This window comes from Bradyrhizobium altum (assembly GCF_020889705.1).
In the GTDB taxonomy this organism is placed as follows: domain Bacteria; phylum Pseudomonadota; class Alphaproteobacteria; order Rhizobiales; family Xanthobacteraceae; genus Bradyrhizobium; species Bradyrhizobium altum.
This window is the reverse complement of the sequence record NZ_JACMYP010000003.1, coordinates 49877-69035: the sequence shown is the minus strand read 5'-3', so window position 1 is coordinate 69035 and position 19159 is coordinate 49877. Positions and strand designations below refer to the sequence as shown.

Annotated in this window: 18 protein-coding genes; all 18 read right to left on the bottom strand. The window is 64.0% G+C overall.

What is annotated here, in order from left to right; translation table 11 throughout:
• The 18 genes from H8B02_RS02370 to H8B02_RS02285 all read right to left on the bottom strand — a co-directional run bounded on the left by H8B02_RS02370 (position 1) and on the right by H8B02_RS02285 (position 19137).
• Positions 1 to 996 carry a FecR family protein gene (locus tag H8B02_RS02370; RefSeq protein WP_229164633.1) on the bottom strand — a complete coding sequence of 332 codons (996 nt, stop codon included), beginning with the start codon at positions 994 to 996 and terminating at the stop codon, positions 1 to 3.
• 94 nt (positions 997 to 1090) lie between these two features.
• Positions 1091 to 1594, bottom strand: coding sequence for an RNA polymerase sigma factor (locus tag H8B02_RS02365; RefSeq protein WP_176532285.1), 504 nt, complete (start codon positions 1592 to 1594; stop codon positions 1091 to 1093).
• A gap of 10 nt (positions 1595 to 1604) precedes the next feature.
• Entirely contained in the window at positions 1605 to 2279 is a 675-nt protein-coding gene (locus H8B02_RS02360; protein ID WP_229164631.1) for a TonB C-terminal domain-containing protein, read from the bottom strand.
• A 203-nt stretch (positions 2280 to 2482) separates the two neighbouring features.
• Positions 2483 to 4771 (bottom strand): nitric oxide reductase activation protein NorD, encoded by a 2289-nt coding sequence (locus H8B02_RS48350; RefSeq protein ID WP_229164629.1) that lies wholly within the window; start codon positions 4769 to 4771, stop codon positions 2483 to 2485.
• A gap of 14 nt (positions 4772 to 4785) precedes the next feature.
• Positions 4786 to 5598: a CbbQ/NirQ/NorQ/GpvN family protein gene (locus tag H8B02_RS02350; protein WP_283842118.1), complete on the bottom strand. Its 813-nt coding sequence runs from the start codon at positions 5596 to 5598 to the stop codon at positions 4786 to 4788.
• 49 nt (positions 5599 to 5647) lie between these two features.
• The gene (locus tag H8B02_RS02345) at positions 5648 to 6667 is read right to left on the bottom strand and encodes an alpha/beta fold hydrolase (protein ID WP_229164627.1); all 1020 of its coding nucleotides are present in this window, start codon (positions 6665 to 6667) and stop codon (positions 5648 to 5650) included.
• 34 nt (positions 6668 to 6701) lie between these two features.
• Positions 6702 to 8036 (bottom strand): purine-cytosine permease family protein, encoded by a 1335-nt coding sequence (locus H8B02_RS02340; protein ID WP_229164626.1) that lies wholly within the window; start codon positions 8034 to 8036, stop codon positions 6702 to 6704.
• A gap of 81 nt (positions 8037 to 8117) precedes the next feature.
• Entirely contained in the window at positions 8118 to 9155 is a 1038-nt protein-coding gene (locus tag H8B02_RS02335) for an aliphatic amidase (RefSeq protein ID WP_229164625.1), read from the bottom strand.
• Between the two features lie 32 nt (positions 9156 to 9187).
• The gene (urtE, locus tag H8B02_RS02330; RefSeq protein ID WP_092125394.1) at positions 9188 to 9880 is read right to left on the bottom strand and encodes an urea ABC transporter ATP-binding subunit UrtE; all 693 of its coding nucleotides are present in this window, start codon (positions 9878 to 9880) and stop codon (positions 9188 to 9190) included.
• The gene (gene urtD, locus H8B02_RS02325; protein ID WP_229164624.1) at positions 9873 to 10625 is read right to left on the bottom strand and encodes an urea ABC transporter ATP-binding protein UrtD; all 753 of its coding nucleotides are present in this window, start codon (positions 10623 to 10625) and stop codon (positions 9873 to 9875) included. The genes urtE and urtD overlap by 8 nt, the downstream gene beginning before the upstream one ends.
• Positions 10622 to 11701, bottom strand: a complete 1080-nt coding sequence (urtC, locus tag H8B02_RS02320; RefSeq protein ID WP_229164623.1) for an urea ABC transporter permease subunit UrtC — start codon at positions 11699 to 11701, stop codon at positions 10622 to 10624. The genes urtD and urtC overlap by 4 nt, the downstream gene beginning before the upstream one ends.
• A 76-nt stretch (positions 11702 to 11777) precedes the next feature.
• Positions 11778 to 12647, bottom strand: a complete 870-nt coding sequence (urtB, locus tag H8B02_RS02315; protein WP_229164622.1) for an urea ABC transporter permease subunit UrtB — start codon at positions 12645 to 12647, stop codon at positions 11778 to 11780.
• Between the two features lie 123 nt (positions 12648 to 12770).
• Entirely contained in the window at positions 12771 to 14021 is a 1251-nt protein-coding gene (locus H8B02_RS02310) for a transporter substrate-binding domain-containing protein (RefSeq protein ID WP_173641995.1), read from the bottom strand.
• Between the two features lie 126 nt (positions 14022 to 14147).
• Positions 14148 to 14702, bottom strand: a complete 555-nt coding sequence (locus tag H8B02_RS02305; RefSeq protein WP_229164621.1) for an ANTAR domain-containing response regulator — start codon at positions 14700 to 14702, stop codon at positions 14148 to 14150.
• Positions 14703 to 14785: 83 nt separating this feature from the next.
• Positions 14786 to 15940, bottom strand: a complete 1155-nt coding sequence (locus tag H8B02_RS02300) for a transporter substrate-binding domain-containing protein (protein ID WP_074127061.1) — start codon at positions 15938 to 15940, stop codon at positions 14786 to 14788.
• Between the two features lie 274 nt (positions 15941 to 16214).
• Positions 16215 to 16664 carry a Zn-ribbon domain-containing OB-fold protein gene (locus H8B02_RS02295; protein WP_229164620.1) on the bottom strand — a complete coding sequence of 150 codons (450 nt, stop codon included), beginning with the start codon at positions 16662 to 16664 and terminating at the stop codon, positions 16215 to 16217.
• Positions 16661 to 17857: a thiolase C-terminal domain-containing protein gene (locus H8B02_RS02290; protein ID WP_229164619.1), complete on the bottom strand. Its 1197-nt coding sequence runs from the start codon at positions 17855 to 17857 to the stop codon at positions 16661 to 16663. The genes H8B02_RS02295 and H8B02_RS02290 overlap by 4 nt, the downstream gene beginning before the upstream one ends.
• The gene (locus H8B02_RS02285) at positions 17854 to 19137 is read right to left on the bottom strand and encodes a CaiB/BaiF CoA transferase family protein (RefSeq protein ID WP_229164618.1); all 1284 of its coding nucleotides are present in this window, start codon (positions 19135 to 19137) and stop codon (positions 17854 to 17856) included. The genes H8B02_RS02290 and H8B02_RS02285 overlap by 4 nt, the downstream gene beginning before the upstream one ends.
• Between the last annotated feature and the right edge of the window lie 22 nt (positions 19138 to 19159).

Here is a 19159-nt window from a genome sequence, read left to right as displayed (position 1 = left end):
TCAGCTGAGCAGCACAATGCCGCCGGGAAGCGTTTTGGCTTTCACGCCAAAGGCTTGTTCGAGCTGCAGGAGAACCTCGTCGATCCGATCGATATGGAAGCGGCCGTTGATCAGATGGGCGTTGAGCTCGGCATTGACGATGAAGATCCGGCCCGATCGGTACCGGTTCACCTCCTCCACCACTTTGGGCAGGGGCGTGTAACGGAAGATCAGCAATCCCTCTTGCCAGGCCGCCTCGACGGCCGGATCGATCGCGACGATGTCGCTCATGCGCCTCTCGTCATAGGCGATCTGCTGCCTTTCACGAACGGTACGGGCGTTTCCCTGGTGCTCGACGCGAACCTCGCCGCCGAGACAGGTGACACGCACCTCGGCTCCGAGGTAGCGCACGTCGAACGAGGCTCGCGTTGCAACCGTTTGACCACTGGACGCGATCACCGTCACCGGTCGGGACTGCTGCGGGGCCGTCGCGATCGATGCCTGTCCCGTGATCAACTCGATACGGCTGGTGTCGCCATGGTCCGGGCGCAGCGCGATGCTGGTTCGCGTGTCGAGGTTGATCGACACATTGTCGTTCAATGCGAGCTTGCGCTGCTCTCCCGTACCTGTCCGGTAGTCGGCCGCAAGCTCGGACCATGACGGCCAGAGCTCGAGCGGGGGCCGCAGCGTCACCGCTCCGACGGCGGCCGCGGCGGTTGCAAGCCCGCCGCCAAGCACCAGCCTGCGGGTCATCACGCGCTTCGCTTCGCCATCAAGCAACACGCCCAGCGACGCGGGGTCATACCGGAGGTTATGGCCGGCTTTGCCAACCGTCTCCCAAAGCTTGCTAGCCTTGGCAAAGGCAATAGCATGGGCAGCGCTCTGCTGGCGCCACAGCTGGAATGCCTCGGCGTCCTCGACTGTCGCGTCTCCGGACGTCAAGCGCCTCACCCAGGCATGTGCCTCCCGCTCCATCGCGCCGAGCCCTATCGTCGATTTGCCGCCTTCGTACGTCATGCGGACTTACCCCGCCGCGCACGCAAACGGCAGCCTCCGCGGCCGAACCGTCCGCCTATCCGCTTGACGTTCGCGATAGCCATCAACCGCACAACTATTTTCCCAGCTTCAGCGCGCAGTGTTCCTGGGCGAGGCGGAGTTCCTTCTCAACCAGGCGCAACGAGACCCCCAGCCGGCTGGCAATCTCCCGCTGCGGCATCCCTTGCAGCCGCGCGGCCAGCAGGATGACCCGGCGGCGCGGCGTCAGTTCCGCGATCGCCTTCTCCAAGGCTTCAATCTCGAAGCGAGCCTCCGTGATCTGACCCGGCCCGGGCGCATCGTCCACAATATGAAGCAGATCCTGAACCTCATTGCGGGCCAGACGCCGTTTCTCGGCCCGCTGCCGGTCGATTGCGACGTTAAAGGCCATGCGGAACAGATAGGCCGCCGGGCTTTGCACCGACCCCGCCACCTCGGCCCGCCCGAGACGCACATAGGTGTCCTGCAACGCATCGCTGGCAAGCTCCGCCGATCCGAGACGGCGGCTCAGCCGCAGCTTGAGATCGTCGTAGCGGGCAGCCAGGAAGCTACGCAGCATGGTCCGGGTTGCGTCGCTCATTGCGGCACGCTCAATTCACCCCACCGATGGTCCGGATTGCGTCGATCCCGGCGCAGTCCTGGGTCCGTTCCGACGGACGCGCCGCAACGACCATCGTGAGGGGTTGCGAGATGCCGGGCGGCGGCACCTCGTTCATTCTCAATCCGCGCAGCGTCGTCTCGATCGCGCTGTCGACGCGGTCATCGCCTGTCTTACTCAGAAGCCTAGTCTGTTGCACGGATCCCGTTGGAGCGATCCAGAACTGCACGGCGATCCGATAGCGGCCGGGCCGCAGCAAAGTGTCCCTGCAGAAGGCGTCGCGAACGCGCTCCTGCACCATGGCATAGTAACGGGCGCGAATGACCGGATCGCCTTTTCGCGCATCGACGTCGGGCGTCGTCAGCTGCCCGCCGGCCGGAGACGAGGGCACGATCACCACGGCATTCTCCGACGTCAGGCGGCCGACAAGGCCGGTGCCATCGAGCAGGAGCTGCAAAGCCTCGGACGGCGCGAAGACGCCCCTCACCTCGCCTGAGAGTCGGCCAGTCGCAAGCCGCGCATCGTAGAGCACCTCACGCCGCGACGTGGCGCCATAACTTTCCAGTGCGGATGTCAGGGGTTGCGACGGAATATCAAAGGTGAGGCGCGGCGCAGCAGCGATCGGACTGTCCTGCCCCATCGCGACATCGCTGCCAGCGCCCAGCATGCAGACGCAGATCAAAACGCACAATCGACGAGCGTCTGAGGGGCGCCCTGCCGAGCCCCTCGAAAGATATCCAATGCTCATCGTATCCGCGTCGATTGTTTCCCAGGCGGGCGGCTGTGTCCAATCTGCAACGTTAGCGTCGAAGTGTGACAGCGGTGCGTAGGCCCGTGGACGAGGATCCGAGCCCGCTCGGGATGGCGGCGCTATTTCTTCAGTTCCGCATAAAGCTGCATCACCCGTTGCGGCAAAACCTCGATACGGGGCACCCGGAGCGCATGGCGCTCGCCGAAAATGCGATCGAGCTGGGGAAATCTGTCCTCACCGATGCCGAAGGCAAAAATATCGATGCCGTGCCGCCGCAGCTGCTGAGCGGCACGGCGCGCGTCCTCCACCAGATATTGCGGATCGGGCACATCGACGTCGGACGGCTCGCCGTCGGTCAGAACCAGCAGCACCTTGCGGAATGCGCGTCGCCCCGCGAGGTAGCCCCCGGCGTGGCGCAACGCGGCACCGAGCCGGGTCGAATGGCTGCTGCCAAGGCCCGCGAGACGCGAGCGCACGACGGCGTCCATCGGCTCCTCGAAGCCCTTGATGCGGAGATAGCGCACGCGTTCGCGGCCGTCGGAGCTGAAGCCGTGCACCGCGATCGCATCATTGGCGGCCTCGACCGCTGTCGCCATGATCGCGGCGGCCTTGCGCTCGACATCGAGAACTGTCCGGCCGCGACGATCACGGTCCGCGGTCGATTGCGACAGGTCCAGCAGCAGCAGAACGGCAAGGTCACGCGGTCCCGGCGCATCGCGCTGGTAGACCCTGGGCTCGCTGATGCTGCCGGCGCGGCGCTCGATCGTCAGCGCGATCGCAGCATCGATGTCGAGCGCGTCGCCGTCGCGCTGGCCCTTGTGTCTGATGCGGCGGCCGATTGAGGCGTCGCGGGTCAATTCGGTGATCCAGCGCATCGCCTCGGCATCCGTCGAAGGGTCGAACGGCTGTGCGGAAACCGCAGCATCAGCCTCCAGGATCGTGGTCCAGTCCGCCCGCTCGGTGCGCGTGGCATAGTCCCATTCCGGGTAGGTCGCGACCGGAAATCCGTCCAGCAGGGTCACCGCTGCGGCCTTCGCGCGCAGCGTCTCGTCGGGCTTTGCGTTGTCGTCGGTGGACTGCCCATCGGCGTCGTCGCGGCGCTCGATCCGCACCGAATCGACTGCAAGTTCGATCGTCTCGGCCGGGCTGTCCGGCTGATCGCCAAAATCCCACAGCGCCAGATTGTCATCGCGATAGGCTGGCTCGACGACGTAGCTCCTGGCGTTGAACTGCAGCCGCATCTGCCCGATGTCGTTGCCGAGCAGCCCGCCGATCTCGCGGCTGATGGCAGGATCAATCCAGCGGTCGGCGGCTTCGGCAAACAGCGCCCGCCCCTTGGTCACCCACGCATCCGGGTCCTGATAGTCCGGATCGATCAGCGCCCGCGCGAGCCGCATCATCAGTCCGGCGGCAGTTGCCTGGCCGGTCGGCGTCGCACTGTGAAATGGCAACCACAGCCGGCGTAGCCCCGGCATCTCGCGAAGCGCCAGCGTCTCGACCCTGGCATCCTCGATCAGCGAGACCAGCGCGATCTGCAGCGCCTTCAGCCGGCCCACCGGAAAGCGGACAGCGGAATGCACCAGATGCGCGCCGGCATGCACGACCGCGGCGAGATAGACGGTGTCCGCCGCCTCGCCCGCGAAGCCGGGAAAGGTCTCCGGGAGCCCGATCAGGTCGGCGGCGAGCGAGGCACGCCGCGGCACCGGCGTCGGCGCAACGGCCAGCTTGCGGAGACGCGGCTTCCTGTTCCACAGCGCGATCGTGGTTGCGGCGAGGCGCTTCTCCAGCCGTGCAAAATCATCGCCGGTCCTGCCGACAGCGAACAGCCGCACCGAGAGCGGATCGTCGAGCGCGAAATAGGCGCGCCGGCGCGATGCGCGGCCGCCGCTTGCGCGCAAGCCAGCCGAAACCCAGGCGGAAAAATCGTCGGCCCCGGCATGCGCGAGCAGCGGCTCCAGCCGGCCGAGCGCAAGGCCCACCGATTCCGGGCCTGCATCTGCGAGTTGGCCGAGCGCGGCAAGCACGGCGGTGAGTTCTCCAGCGCCCGCAAGCCGCGGCAGCACTTTGGACAATTCGATCAGCAAAGCATGGGCAGCGCGGCTTCCGGCGCTGCGGCCGATGTCGCCTGCCGCGCGTCCGATCGCGATCAGGTCATTGGTCGATCGCAGCGCCTGCCATTGCTCCGATAGCTTTAGAAAGCCCAGAACCACGGCCTGGCCGAGGTTGGCCTCGAACAGGTCGTGCACCGCCTCGTCCCAGGCCGCCAGACGATCGAACGACCACATCCGGTGCAAGGCGGCCCGCGCCGCCTGCACTGCCACGGAAATCTCATCGTGGCCGCGCAGGAGCGCCGCAAGCCGGCGCCCGGACCGGAAGCCATCGAGCGAACTGATTTGCGCGACCGCCACCGCCGAGTTTCCGTTTACGCAGAGGCCGAAATCACGTCACGCAACGTGTTCCTGGTGTCCGCATCATCGGTCAAGGGAACGACGATCGTGGTCTCGCAGGCCTTTTCGAGGCTGATGCCGCATCCGATCAAGCGGCCGGCATTGACCAGCATCCGGGTCGAAGCGCCTTCGTCGAGACCCTGGCCTTTCAAATTGCGACTGTGCTGGGCGATCTTCACCAGGAGATCGGCGAGATTGGGCTCGATGCCGGCCTCGCGCGACACCACCTCGGTTTCGACCGGCCGGTCGGGATACCCGAAATCCAGCGCCGCAAAACGCTGCTTGGTGGATTCCTTGAGGTCCTTGATCGCGCTCTGGTAGCCCGGGTTGTAGGAGATCACGAGCTGGAAATCGGAATGCGCGTGGATCAGCTCGCCACGCTTTTCCAGCGGCAGTACACGCCGATCGTCGGTCAAGGGATGGATCACGACCGTCGTGTCCTGGCGCGCCTCGACGATCTCGTCGAGGTAGCAGATCGCGCCAAGACGCACGGCCGTCGTGAGCGGCCCGTCGCTCCACACCGTACCCTCCGCATCGAGCAGCCAGCGTCCCACCAGATCCGCCGCCGTCATGTCCTCGTGACAGGCGACCGTGATGAGCGGACGGCCGAGCCGCCAGGCCATGTATTCGATGAAGCGGGTCTTGCCGCAGCCGGTGGGGCCTTTCAGCATCACCGGCATACGGTTCGCATAGGCTGCACCGAACAGTTCGACCTCATCCTTGAGCGGCCGGTAATACGGCTCCTGGCGGATGCGGTACTGGTCGAGCAGCAAAGCGGGATTGGACAAGCTCACGCCTCCCATGATCGCGCAGGCAGCCGTTCGCAACCGATTGAACTCACGATGCGAGCAGTTCCTTGAGCTTGGTATCGATGAAGGCGACATCGACCGGATTGGTCCCCGGCCCGCCCGCGAAGTGTCCCCAGATCGACGGCACCGGCACGAACTTGGCGTTCGACATGTTAGCGACCTCGTTCTCGCTGTCTTCAGGCGGGAAGTAGAGATCGGTCTGCCCCGGCATGACATAGGCCTTGGCCTTGATTGCCTTCAGCGCAGCCTTGAAGTCGCCGTTGTAGATCTCGTTGGCGCTGATGTCGCCATTCTGCCAGGTCCACAGCATGGTGAGCAGGTTGTTCGGATCCTTCGGCAGGAAGAAACCCTCCCAGAACGCCACCAGGAAATCCTCCAGCGACGAAAAGCCCATCGTCTTGATGTCGAGTTGCTCGCGATAGAAGGCCTGCGAAAAGCCCCAACCCGCATAGACCCGCGCGGCGGCGCGCAGGCCGCGGGCCGGCTTATCGGTGTACCAGCCCTCCTTCCATGCCGCATCCGCGGTCAGCGCGGCCTTGACGCCCTCGAGGAACACGTAGTTGTGTCGCGAGCATTTGGCCGAGCCGCAGAACGGCGCCAGCAGGTCCATCATATCGGGATAGAGCGCGCCCCAATGGAACGTCTGCAACGCGCCCATCGACCAGCCGACGACCAGACGGATGTGCTTGATGCCGAATTTCTCGGTCACCAACCGGTGCTGGGCGCGGACATTGTCATAGGCCGTCACCTGCGGAAAACGCGGCCCGTTATAAGGCTCCGGCGTGTTGCTCGGCGACGACGACAGGCCGTTGCCCAACATGTTGGGAATGATGATGAAGTATTTCGCCGGATCGAGCGCCATGCCCGGCCCGATCAGCCATTCATTGTCGTAGTGCTGGCCGGAGTACCAGGTCGGATAGACGATCACGTTGTCCTTGGCCGCGTTGAGCTGGCCAAACGTTTTGTAGGCGAGCTTGCAGTCGCGGAGGGTCGCGCCGCGCTGCAAGGCCAGATTGCCGAGATCATAGATCTGATAGTCGACGCTCATTGATGTATCCTTCTTGCTTGATCGAGCTTGTCGCTTACGCGGGACGCGCCACCTTTTCGGTGGAAGATTCCACTCGCGCGATCGCCCCGTACACGATGCCGGCGACCAGCGCGGCGGAGATCGCAGTGGACAGCCCCGGCATCAGATTTTCAACCGCAAATGCGCACAGCGACCCGATGCCCCAGGCGATGAAGGGCTTCGCGCGCCAGTCGACGTCCGCACGCGCCCCGGTGCGCAACAAATACTGATCGACCAGGATGATCGCGCCGATCGGCGGCACGAGAATGCCGAGCAGCGACAGCCACTGGATGAAGAACGCCCAGACGTTGCCCGCGGCAACGATGATGCCGATGGCGCCGAGTATCACGGCCATCAGCCGCATGTTGGTCCCGAGGATACGGGACCAGCCGGTGGCCGCATTGTAAAGGCAGTGCGAGCAGACCGAGCCGAGATTGGCGTAGAGGAAGATAAAGGCGAGAATGCTGAGCCAGGTGAGCTGCTTGCCGTTCATGTAGCCGAACATGTTGTCGACACCGAACGGGTTGGCGTTCGGTACCGCAAGCGCAGCCGTCATCACGCCGCCAACCAGCATCGCCACCAGATTGGCGAACGGAAACGCGCTGAACGTGGAAAACAGGGACGCCCGCGGACTCGGCGCCCAGCGGTTGAAGTCCGCCGTTACCGTGCCGGCGTCGATGAATAGCGCAAGCACCACCGTGAGGCCGACGCCCATCGACATGCTGGCGACGCCATTATTGCCCGCATAGCCGAAGATCGCCGCTGCCGTCGTGGTCGAGGCAGCATCGGCCGCGACCCAGAGGCCGAGGATGACAAACAACGGTACCGACGCCAGCCCGATATAGTGCAATCCCTTCACGCCGACGAAGGTGATGCCGATATAGAGCACGCCTGCGACGATGGTCATCGCCACATAATTGAGGCCGTAGGTCGAGGAGATCAATGCGCCGGTGATACCGGTCTGCACCGCGTACCAGCCGAGCAGCAGGGTCGACAGCAGGCCCGACGCCAGCACATAACCCTTCTTTCCGAACACGATGCTCGCGATCAGTGCGAAGTTCATGCCGCGCCTGGTGCCGATCAGGCCGAGCGCGCCCACATAGGCGAACATGATCAGATTGCCGATGATCATGGCAACCAGTGCATTCTTGAAGCCCATGCCCAGCACCAGCAGCGATCCCGTCATTGCGCCGGTGATGATCATCGGAAAGCCCAGCCACACCATGGTGACCGAGAAGGCGCTGCGCCGGGCACTGATCGGCACCGGCTCATGCTCGAACTCGTGACCGAGAAGGTCGTCGATCTGCCCCTCGGTCTGATGCACCAGTCCGCTATTTGCTTCGCTGCTCATGGTAACCCCCGTTTCCCGCTGCAACAGTTTCAGAACCGCGCCGGCGCGAATGATCGCGCCGGCACAGCTCGGCTTTTCCAATCAACGATGTGCGACTTTCTGGTTCGGAATGCCCTCGATCGGACACTCGTCGGTCCCGACGGTCGGACGGGTCATGGCTTCAACCATTTCCCGCGTACCTTCGGGATCCGTGATCCAGTTCTTGTAGAAGGTGTACGGACAGACCGCGTGGCCGCGATCGCCCTCTCCGGAGTTGATCAGGCCGGTATAGCCGCGGTGCATCAGCTTGAAGAGATGGTTCTGCGACTGCATGTTGCGGCGGGCATCGCGGATCAGCGACACCGAGAGCTGGGCGTACTGGATGCCGTTCTCCTCGGTGCCGCATTCGCCGAGCGTCCGGCCGTCGAAGCCGATGATCGCGGAATGGCCGAAGTAAGAATACACGCCGTCGAAGCCGGATGCGTTGGCGACCGCGACGTAGCAGTTGTTGGCCCAGGCCATCGATTTCGAGATCTGGATCTGCTGCTCCTTGGCCGGATACATGTAGCCCTGGCAGCGGACGATCAGCTCGGCGCCGCGCATTGCGCAGTCACGCCAGATCTCCGGGTAGTTGCCGTCGTCGCAGATGATCAGGCTGATCTTCAGGCCCTTCGGCCCTTCCGAGACATAGGTGCAATCGCCGGGATACCACCCTTCGATCGGCACCCACGGCATGATCTTGCGATACTTCTGGACGATCTCGCCCTTGTCGTTCATCAGGATCAACGTGTTGTACGGCGCCTTGTTGGGATGCTCCTCATGGCGTTCGCCGGTGAGCGAGAACACGCCCCAGACCTTCGCCTTGCGGCAGGCGTCGGCGAAGATGCGGGTTTCCTCGCCCGGCACCGACGAAGCGGTCTCGTACATCTCCTTGGAGTCGTACATGATGCCGTGGGTCGAGTATTCCGGGAAGATCACGAGATCCATGCCCGGCAGACCGAGCTTCATGCCCTCGACCATCTTGGCGATGTTGCGCGCGTTATCCAGCACCTCGGCCTTGGTGTGCAGACGCGGCATCTTGTAATTGACCACGGCGACGCCGACCGTGTCCTTGCTGCTCGATATATCTCCATGCAACATGTCTCGACTCCCTTTCTGAACGATAATTCCCGCTACACGGCCATGTGCAGCTGGATGAGATCATCGGTGAGTTCACCGATCGCGCCCTTGGCGACGACGCGTCCCTTTTCGAGCAACGCGAAGCGGTGGGACGCGCGCCGCGCGAACGCGACATTCTGTTCGACCAGCACCACCGTGATTCCGCGCTCGCGATTGAGTTTGACGATCACGTCCTCGATCTGCTCGACGATGTTCGGCTGGATGCCCTCGGTGGGCTCGTCCAGCAGGATGACCTTGGGCTGAGCAAGCAGCGCGCGCGCGATTGCAAGCTGCTGCTGCTGACCGCCGGAGAGATTGCCGCCGTAGCGATTGAGAAAATCCTTGAGCACCGGAAACAGCTCCAGCACCCATTCCTCGATGCCGTTGGCCGATTTCGCCGCGAAGGTGCCGAGCGTCAAATTCTCCCGCACAGTGAAGCGCGGCAGGATCCCGCGGCCCTGCGGCACATAGGCAATGCCGGCCTTGGCGCGCTGATGGGTGCGCAACGGCGAGATGTCGGCGCCGTCGAGCGACAGGCGTCCGGTGCACCGGTCCATCAGGCCAAGGATGCTGCGCATCAGGGTGGTCTTGCCGACGCCGTTGCGGCCGAGCACCGACAGGAATTCGCCGTTGCCGACCATCAGGTTGATGCCTTGCAGCGCGCGGCTGTTGCCATAGAAAGCGTCGACGTCGGTCAGCTCAAGCATGGCTAATGCCTCCCGATCCGAGATAGGCGCGGCGCACTTCCGGATGCGCTTCCACCTCCGCTGCGGTGCCCTCGGCCAGCATCTGGCCCATATGCATCACCGAGATGATGTCGCCGATCGCCTTGACGAAGCCCATGTCGTGCTCGACCACGATCAGCGTGTGCTTGCCCTTCAGCCGCGCGAACAGTTCGGCGGTCTTGCGGGTTTCCTGCGCCGTCATGCCCGCGGTCGGCTCGTCCATCAGGATCAGCTCGGCGTCCTGGGCGACCAGCATGCCGATCTCCAGCCACTGGGTCTGGCCGTGCGACAGATAGGCGGCCGGCCGGTCGAGCTGTTCGGTAAGCCCGACCAGTTCGGCAAGACGCTCGATGTCGTCGCGGCCGGCATTGCCGATACTCCAGCGCAGATTGCCGAACACGGAGGTGCGGCGCGCCCGCGCCACTTCGAGATTGTCGCTGACCGAGAGCTCGCGGAAGACGCTCGGCACCTGGAACTTGCGGCCGACACCGGCGCGGGCGATCTCGTATTCCTCGAGATCCTGCAGCGCGGTGCCGTCAAAGCTAACAATGCCGGCGCTGGGTTTGACCTTGCCGCAGATGATGTCGAGCGCCGTGGTCTTGCCGGCGCCGTTCGGCCCGATCAGGCAGCGTAGCTCGCCCTTGCAGACACTCATGTTGAGCGAATTGAGCGCCTTGAAACCGTTGAAGCTGACCGAGACGTCGCGGAGATCGAGATGGGAGCTCATGTGCTGCCCTCCGTCTGGCTGACACCCCGTCCAACCGCGCCGCTGGCGGCCTGTCTGCGCTGGGCAACCCAGCGACAAGTGGCCTGCGCGAGGCCGGCGAGCCCCTTGGGCAGGAACAGCACCACGAGCACGAACAGCGCGCCCATCACCAGCGTCCAGGTTTCCAGGAACGCCGCGGATTCCGATAGCGCGCCCTGCATGCCCGCGACCAGCACTGCGCCGAGGAATGCCCCCACCAGGCTTTGCCTGCCGCCGACGGCGCACCACACCACCACCGAGAGCGAGAGCTGCACGCCAAGGAAGGTCGGCGAGGCAAACTCCATCACGACCGTGTAGAGCATGCCGGCGAGGCCAGCGATCGCAGCCGACAGCGCGAACACGAAGATCTGGTAGAGCGCGACGTCGTAGCCGAAGTAGCGCACCCGGCTTTCGTGGTCGCGGATCGCCTGCACGATCAGGCCGGCCCTTGACTTGGTAAAGGCAAAGGCAATCAGCAGGCTGAGTAGCACACATCCGGCAACGAGATAGTAGGTCGCGCGGCCGTAGGCATCGAACGCGACGCCGAACAGCTCGAGCTGGGCGAGATCGGTGATGCCGTTGAAGCCGCCGGTGTAGCTCTGCTGGTCGATGATCACGAGATTGATCACCACCATGGTGGCGAGCGTGATGATCGAGACGTAGACGCCGGTGACGCGCCCCCGGAACATGAACCAGCCGAGTCCCGCCGCAACCAGCGCCGGCACGAGCAGGCCCGCAGCGATGGCGAAGCTCAGCGACCGGAACGGCTCCCAGAACCATGGCAAATGCTGGACATTGTTCCAGACCATGAAGTCCGGCAGTCCGCTGGCCCCCGTATGCACCGGCACGGTCTTGAGCTTCAGCGCCATCGCCATGGCGTAGGAGCCGAGCCCGAAGCTCATCGCCTGGCCCAGATTCAGGATGCCGCCGAAGCCCCAGGACAGCCCGAGCGATATCGTGAGGATGCCCAGCACGAGATAGCGCGCGACCTTGTTGAGCAGGAAGTCATTGTTGAGCAGCACCGGGAGCGCGAACACCAGCGCGGAAACGATGAGCAACGGTGCAAGTTGCGCGATCAGGCGCTGCAATCCGCTGGAGTTAGAAATATTCGAAGGCATAGATGAGCGATCTGTCTCAGGCCCGCACGCGTGCGGTGAAAAGCCCCTCGGGGCGGAAACGGATGAGCACGACGATGGCGAGCAGCACGATCGTCTTGGCCACCGTGTCGTTTTGCAGGAAGGCGATGCCGCCGGAGAGCTCGCCGAGGATGAAGGCACTTGCCACGGTGCCGGCGAGGCTCTGCACGCCGCCGAGCACCACCACCATGAAGGCGTCGACCACGTAGCCGGTGCCCATATCGGGCGAGACGCTCTTGAGCGGCGACACCAGCGCGCCGGCGAGTCCGGCAAGGCCTGCGCCATAGGCGAAGGTCAGCGCATAGACCCGCTTGGCGTTGATGCCGAACGAGGCGGCAACCGAGCGGTCCTGGATGATGGCACGCAGCTTCATCCCGACCGTGGTGCGGTTCATGAGCAACCAGGTCGCCCCGAACAGTGCGATCGACACGACGAACAGGAACACCCGGTACGACGATATCGGGATGCCGAACACGTCCATGCTGTCGGCCAGCGCCGGCGGCAGCTGCACATAGCGGAGTTCGCTGCCGACCATCAGCCGCACCGCCTGTTGCAGCATGATGCCGACGCCCCAGGTAGCGAGGATCGTGTCGAGCGGCCGGTTGTTCAGCAGGCTCAGGACGTAGCGTTCGATGACCCAGCCGAACGCGGCCACCACCAGGAAGATCGGAACGAGGCTCGCCAGCAGGCCGAGCCCGAGATAGGTGTGGAACACCCAGGCGGCGTAAGCGCCGAGCATCACGAACTCGCCATGCGCGAGATTGATGATGCCCATCGAGCCGTAGATGATGGACAGTCCCAGCGCCACCAGCAGCAGAATCGACCCGATGCTGAGGCCTGTGACAATTTGTTCGATGAGTTGGTCCACGTCGGGATCCGCTTTCGAAGTTGGTTTGGGCGCCCTGCACCCCTCGCATGTGTGCGAGAGGCCGCTTTCGTTGCCGGAAGCCGGCCGCCGGCGCCGCACGCCGACGGCCGTCGTCAGCCCCCGTCAGCTCTTCTCGACCAGGCCCTTCTCGGTGCAGGACTGCCCGGGATAGGCCGCGTACGGCACCGGCTTCAGCCAATCCTTGGCCTCGACGAGAATCTCGAACTGGCCGTTCGACTTCGCCTGCGCGATCTTGGGCCACAGCCAGGTGTGCAGATTCTCCGGCTCGATCCGGACCTTGCCCTGCGGCGCGATCACTTCCTGGCCCTTGACCGCGTCGCGGATGTTCGGCGGCGTGAGGTCGCTGGTCGCGAGCTTCTCGACCGCCTGCTTGAACAGATAGGTCTGGAAGTAGCAGGCCTCGGAGACGAAATGCGTCACCTTGTCGGCGCCCCAGCGCTTCTTGTAGGCCTCGACGAACTTCTCGTTCTCAGGCGACTTGTGCACCATGAAGTACGGCGCCGAGGTGAAGTGACCGGCGGCAGCCTCTCCGCCCATCGCCGCGACCTCGTTCTCGGAAGTCGTCAGGCTCGCCATCGGCATCTTCTCGGGATCGAGACCGGCCGCCTTGTACTGACGATGCAGTGCGACCACGGAATCGCCGACCACGGTGGAGAAGATCACGTTCGGCTGCGTCGAGCGGATCTTGTTGATGACGGAAGAAAATTCGGAATGGCCGAGCGGCACATATTCTTCCGCCACGACCTCGCCGCCGAGCTTCTCGAGCAGCTTCTTGCAATAGTTGTTCTCTTCCTTCGGATAGATGTAGTTGGAGCCGATCAGATAGAACTTCTTGCCGAACTTCTTGACCAGCCAGGGCACGAACTCGTCCTGCTGCTGGTTCGGCACCGCGCCGGTGTAGATGACGTTCTTCGAGCACTCGCGGCCCTCATAGAGCGTCGGATACCAATAGAGATTGTTCTGCCGCTCGAAGACCGGAAGCACCGCCTTGCGGCTCGCCGAGGTATAGGAGCCGAACACGCTCACGCATTTGTCGCCGACGACGAGCTTGCGGGCCTTCTCCGAGAAGGTCGCCGGATCCGACGCAGGATCCTCGACGATCGGCACGATCTTGCTGCCCTTGATGCCGCCGGCGGCGTTGATCTCCTCGATCGCAAGCAGCGTCGCCTTGTTGAGCGATTCCTCGATGATCGCGGTCGTTCCCGTCAGCGAGAACAGCACGCCGACCTTGATCTCGCCGCCCGCGGCGTACGCGAGGTCGGCGTTCTTGATCCAGATATGCGGCAGTCCGGCGCCCGCAAATGCGCCGAGCGCCGCGGTATTCCTCAGCAAAGTCCGCCGTGAAATGCTCATCCCTAGCTCCCTTCAGGACTGAAAAACAAAAAGCCCTCCCGATGCGCGCTTACGCGAGCATTGGGAGGGCTTTGTTGCCGGTTGTGTCGAAGGCGGCGCTGTCGCCGCCGGCCCCGCTATTGGGGCTTACTGTTGATGATCGTAGCCAAGCAGTTCGAACGAGTCAACAATCGCCGCGGCGACTGCACTTGCCGACACGCGACGATCCATCGCCTGTCGTCTGATGAAGCCATAGGCTTCGGTTTCCGGCATTTGGCGCGTCGCCATCAGGATGGCCTTGGCGCGTTCCACCGTGCGCATCGAGCGCAGATTGTCGTCGAGCTTCTCGATCTTGCTGCGAAGCCGCCGTTCGTAACTGAACTGGCTGCGCGCCAGCACGAGGCTGGACAACACTGCATTCTGCGTGAACGGCCGCGGCAGAACGGCGTTGGGCGTTGCGTGACACAGCGCATCGGCGTGAACGGTCTCCGTCGCCGGCAGGATCACGACCAGCGCGGAACGTGCATCGCCTGGAATCCACGGCAGGCGCCGTGCCAGATCCGGCGAGTATTCGCAGTAAACCACGTCGGCATCGGCCGGCACGCTCTCCGGCATAGGCCAGACCTGACGCACCCGCATCCTGAATCGCTGCAATTCGCGCAGCAACATGCCGACCTGATCGTCGACCGGCGCGACCACCACGGCCGACAGATCGGCAAGTTCCTGAACCATGGTCTTGCGTCCGCCGACGTCTCGGCTCAGCGACGGCTTACGCGACTGCTCGTTCATTGGACGCTTCCTGTTTGCGTTGCACGACCATACCCGATCAGGAACGGATCTGCATGCACCGGCTCCTTCGACTGGCTGACCACATCGAACTGTCCCTGGCGGTTGGCGCGCCCGATGCGTGTCCACAGATCGGTGTGGCCCGACATCGGGTTGACGGTGACGGCACCTTGCGGTGCATCAAAGCTGGTGCCGAACACCATGGAGCGGAGCACTTCCGTGTCGAGCGAATTGACCTGCTCGAGCGCCTTCGCAAACAGATGCAGCTGGAAATAGGATGCCTCTGCGCACATGTTGGTCGAGATATCGGCGCCGAACCGCTTCTTGAAGCGCTGCACAAACGCGCTGTTGGCGCTGCCCTCGACACCCTGGAAATAGGATGCCGCGGTGACGTGTCCTTCGCCGACGTCGAAACCCATGGCGGCGATTTCGGCTTCCGTCGTGGTCAGGCTGGCGATCGGCACTTGCTTTGGATCGAGCCCGACATTTGCGTAGGCCTGATAGAGGAAGACCGTGCCCTCCCCCACGACGGTCGAGAAGATCACGTCGGGCCTGACCCGCTTGATGTCCTGGATGATCGGGACAAAGTCCTGCCAGCGCGCGTAGACATTGACGTAGCGTTCGCCCACGACCGAGCCGCCATTGCTCTTCAGCAGTTCGCGCATCACCCGGTTGGACTCGCGCGGATAGATGTAGTCCGACCCCACGAAATAAAATCGTGTTCCGAACGTATCCATCAGATAGCGGCACAGCGCGAGGCTGTTCTGATTCGGCGAGGCGCCGGTGTAGATGACGTTCGGCGACGCCTCGAAACCCTCATAGAGCGTCGGGTACCAAAGCAGGCCGTTCAGCCGTTCGACCACCGGCAGCACCGCCTTGCGGCTCGACGAGGTGTAGCAGCCGAATATAGTGCTGACCTGATCCTCCACCATCAACCGTTTGGCGTAGTGGCCATAGGCGGCCGAGTCCGAGCCGGGGTCGTAGGCGACGGGAACCAGCTCGCGGCCGCAGACCCCGCCCGCCTCGTTCACCTCCTCGATCGCAAGCTGCGTGCCCTGATACTGGGTCTCCTCGATCACCGACATGAAGCCGGTTCGCGAGAACAGCACGCCTATCCGCCATGGAGCGGAGGTCGCTTGGGTAGGATTCGACATGATCAAGCCCTCGACAGAATTGGAGGGACGAGAGGGATTATTGTTCTTGTTGCTCTCGAACAGCATTGCCGGGGGCGAAAGATTGCATGTCATCTGCCGCGAGACAAGGACCCAGGCAGCTCATCCTGTCAGCGCCGCTGACGCGAAAGCAGGCAAACCGCATGTCACCCGCGAATGATCACAGGTGCAGCGATCCACGGACCATCTATCTCCGGTAGACGCGCGATCGATTGCCCGCATCGAGCGCAGGGATCGATAGTAACTCGGGGGAAACCTACGGCCGGCGCCATTGCAGCAAGGAATAAGGCGGGTTCGACTCCGGGTGATGCTCGAAGACCCCTTCGACATCAGCGCCGATTGCAACCGCCTGTTCGGGATCGCCGAGCAGATTGCCGACCATGCGAATGCAGCCGGCATGCGGCAGTTCGACAAGCACCGCGATGTACGGTCCATGCCCTTTCAGCGCCGCATGCGATGGATGCCACGCGCGTTCCCAGCTGAAGATCCGGCCGCGCGGCGCGACCTCGGTCCATGCCGGGTCGAAGGCGTGGCAGTGGTGGCAGAGCCACTCGGGTCCGAACTGCCACGTGTTGCAGCGGTCGCAGCGTTGCACCAGCAGCTTGCCCTGACGCACTCCTTCCCAGTAGGGCGCGGAGAGGCCGTCAGGTTCTGCGACCGGGATCGGCAGACCTGCCGGGAGATAGCGCGCGCCCGGCTTGCTCATATGGTGGCCTCCGAACCCAAAATGAGGTTGCTCGCAGGAGAGACCATCGGACCTCCAATGACCATTGCGACGTCGCTCCGTCGAGCCTGGCTCGTCGAGGTGCCGCGCACCTGGCGAACCGCTTCCAGCACGAGCTCAAAACCGTGCATGTAGCATTCGGCGAGGTTGCCGCCACTGGTGTTGAGCGGCAGCCGCCCGGACGGCGCGATCAGGTTCTCGAAGGTCAGGAAGTCGTTGGCTTCCTCCGGCTTGAAGAAGCCGTGCTCCGCCAGCGCCATCACGACACCGCCGGTGAAATTCTCGTACGCCTGGACGACGCAAACATCGGACGGCCCTACCCCGGCCATGCGATAGAGATCGGGAGCGACGGTGTCGAAGCTCGCCGTGGCGTAGAGCGGCGCATTGTGCGCCGTCGCCGCCGCACGATGTCCGGATCCGAAGGCGGCACCGAGCAGATAGGCCGGCTTGTGCCGGAATTCATTGGCGCGCTCCGCCGATACCAGCAGCAATGCCGCTGCACCGTCATTTTCCATGCAGCAATCGTAAAGATGGAACGGCTCCACGATCCAGCGCGAGGCATCGTATTTCTCGACGTCCAGTGGCCTGCCGTGCATCACGGCGCGCGGGTTGGCCTGGGCGTGGTGATAGGAGGCGAGCGCGATCGCGCGCAACGCCTCTTGCCGCACGCCATGCTCGTGCATGTAGCGCTGCACCCGCATGGCAAAACGCTGCGGCGGCGCCAGCACACCATAGGGCATCAGGTAGGACCGTTCGCCCGAAACCGTGTGGATGCCGCCCGCCTGTCCAAACCGGCCATATTGGCCCTGCGCCAATGAGCGGAACACCACGACACAATCGGCGAGGCCCGCGACGATCGAGGCCGCCGCGTTGGCAACCGCAGCACAGCAACCGCCGCCGCCGCCGCCCCATTGCATGGTGGCGGAGCGCAATCGATGTGTACCCAGCGCCGCGGCGAGCCGCGACGCCTCGCTGCGATCGTCGCTGTAGGACGAGAACCCGTCGATCTCGCGCGGATCGAGCCCGGCATCCTCGCACGCCGCCAGAATGGCTTTCAGCGCGAGCTTGAATTCCGGGTCGGGAGAAGCGCCGTGGCGATAATATTCCGTTTCACCGATCCCGATCACAGCCACACGGCCCCGCAGCGTCCGCTCGTCTCGCCCGCGCGCCGTCACGGCCTGGCATCCTGTCGCGCGGGCTGGCTGCCGAAAGCCCCGCCTGCGGCGAGGCGCGCAATCTCCGCCTCGTCGTAGCCGAGTAACTCACGCAGGACATTTTCGGTGTGCTGCCCAACGGCCGGTGCCGCGACGGGATCAACGATCGGCGTCCGCGAATAGCGGATCGGCAGGTTCACGTTCGGCACCCAACCCACCGTCTCGTGCGGGATCCGAGTGACGATGCCGCGCTCCCTTGCCTCCGGGGAACGGATCGCCTCGCCGACGGTGCGCACCTGACCGCACGGCACCCCGGCCGCCCGCATCCGCGACTGCCAGTGCGACCAGGGCTGCTGCGCAAAGGCGTCGCCAAGGATCGCGAACAGCTCCTCGCGCCGGCGGATTCGATCCGGGCCGGTTGCATAGATCTCGGCCGCCGCGAGGTCCTCGCGCTCGAGAACCTGCGCCATCAGGCGTTGGAAGATCTTGTCATTGCCGCAGTTGATATAGAAGGCGCAATCGCTCGCCAGGAACACACCCGACGGACAGGTGTCCGGGCTGGTGTTGCCGCTTCGCTTCGGATCGGTGCCGCTGAAGAGCGACTGCATGGTCGCGTAGCCGGTCATCAGGACGGCATTCTCGAACAACGACACCTCGATGGCCTGGCCCTGCCCGCTGCGCTGCCGCGCGAACAACGCGCCGAGGATCGCATTGCTGGCCATCATCGCGGTGCTGATATCCATCACCGGCGACAATGCCCGCACGCCCTCCCGGTCGGCATAGCCATTCATCGCCACGAAGCCGCTCTCGACCTGCGCGATCGGATCGAAGCCGAGCCGGTCCGAAAATGCCCCGTCACGGCCATAAGCCGACACCGAGCAATAGATGATCTCGGGTTTGATCTTGCGGCAGCTCTCGTAGTCGAGCCCCAGCCGTGCCATCACGCTCGACGAAAAATTCTCGACCAGAACGTCCGCCGTCGCGATCAGCTCGCGCGCGACCTTGAGGCCCTCAGGCGATTTGAGGTCGAGGGCTATGCTGCGCTTGTTGCGGTTGGTCCAGAGGAACGGCGCACCGTGCCTGAGGTCGGGATGCACCGGGGGATAGCGGCGCAAATCGTCACCGCGGCCCGGCGCTTCGATCTTGATTACCTCGGCGCCCATGTCAGCAAGGATCATGGTCGCAAACGGTCCCGCGATGAAGTGCGAGAAATCGATCACCCGGACCCCCTCGAGCGCCCTTGGCGCATCGACAGGGCGCGGCGTGTGCTCGGGGAAGTCGGCTTCAAGCTGATCCAGCATCGGGGCATCCGTCAGTTTGAGA

Coding starts and splice junctions, on each gene's coding strand:
- H8B02_RS02370 (WP_229164633.1), bottom strand. CDS start 996: ATGACGTACGAAGGCGGCAAATCGACGATAGGGCTCGGCGCGATGGAG.
- H8B02_RS02365 (WP_176532285.1), bottom strand. CDS start 1,594: ATGAGCGACGCAACCCGGACCATGCTGCGTAGCTTCCTGGCTGCCCGC.
- H8B02_RS02360 (WP_229164631.1), bottom strand. CDS start 2,279: ATGCTGGGCGCTGGCAGCGATGTCGCGATGGGGCAGGACAGTCCGATC.
- H8B02_RS02345 (WP_229164627.1), bottom strand. CDS start 6,667: ATGAGCGTCGACTATCAGATCTATGATCTCGGCAATCTGGCCTTGCAG.
- H8B02_RS02340 (WP_229164626.1), bottom strand. CDS start 8,036: ATGAGCAGCGAAGCAAATAGCGGACTGGTGCATCAGACCGAGGGGCAG.
- H8B02_RS02335 (WP_229164625.1), bottom strand. CDS start 9,155: ATGTTGCATGGAGATATATCGAGCAGCAAGGACACGGTCGGCGTCGCC.
- urtE (WP_092125394.1), bottom strand. CDS start 9,880: ATGCTTGAGCTGACCGACGTCGACGCTTTCTATGGCAACAGCCGCGCG.
- urtD (WP_229164624.1), bottom strand. CDS start 10,625: ATGAGCTCCCATCTCGATCTCCGCGACGTCTCGGTCAGCTTCAACGGT.
- H8B02_RS02310 (WP_173641995.1), bottom strand. CDS start 14,021: ATGAGCATTTCACGGCGGACTTTGCTGAGGAATACCGCGGCGCTCGGC.
- H8B02_RS02300 (WP_074127061.1), bottom strand. CDS start 15,940: ATGTCGAATCCTACCCAAGCGACCTCCGCTCCATGGCGGATAGGCGTG.
- H8B02_RS02295 (WP_229164620.1), bottom strand. CDS start 16,664: ATGAGCAAGCCGGGCGCGCGCTATCTCCCGGCAGGTCTGCCGATCCCG.
- H8B02_RS02285 (WP_229164618.1), bottom strand. CDS start 19,137: ATGCTGGATCAGCTTGAAGCCGACTTCCCCGAGCACACGCCGCGCCCT.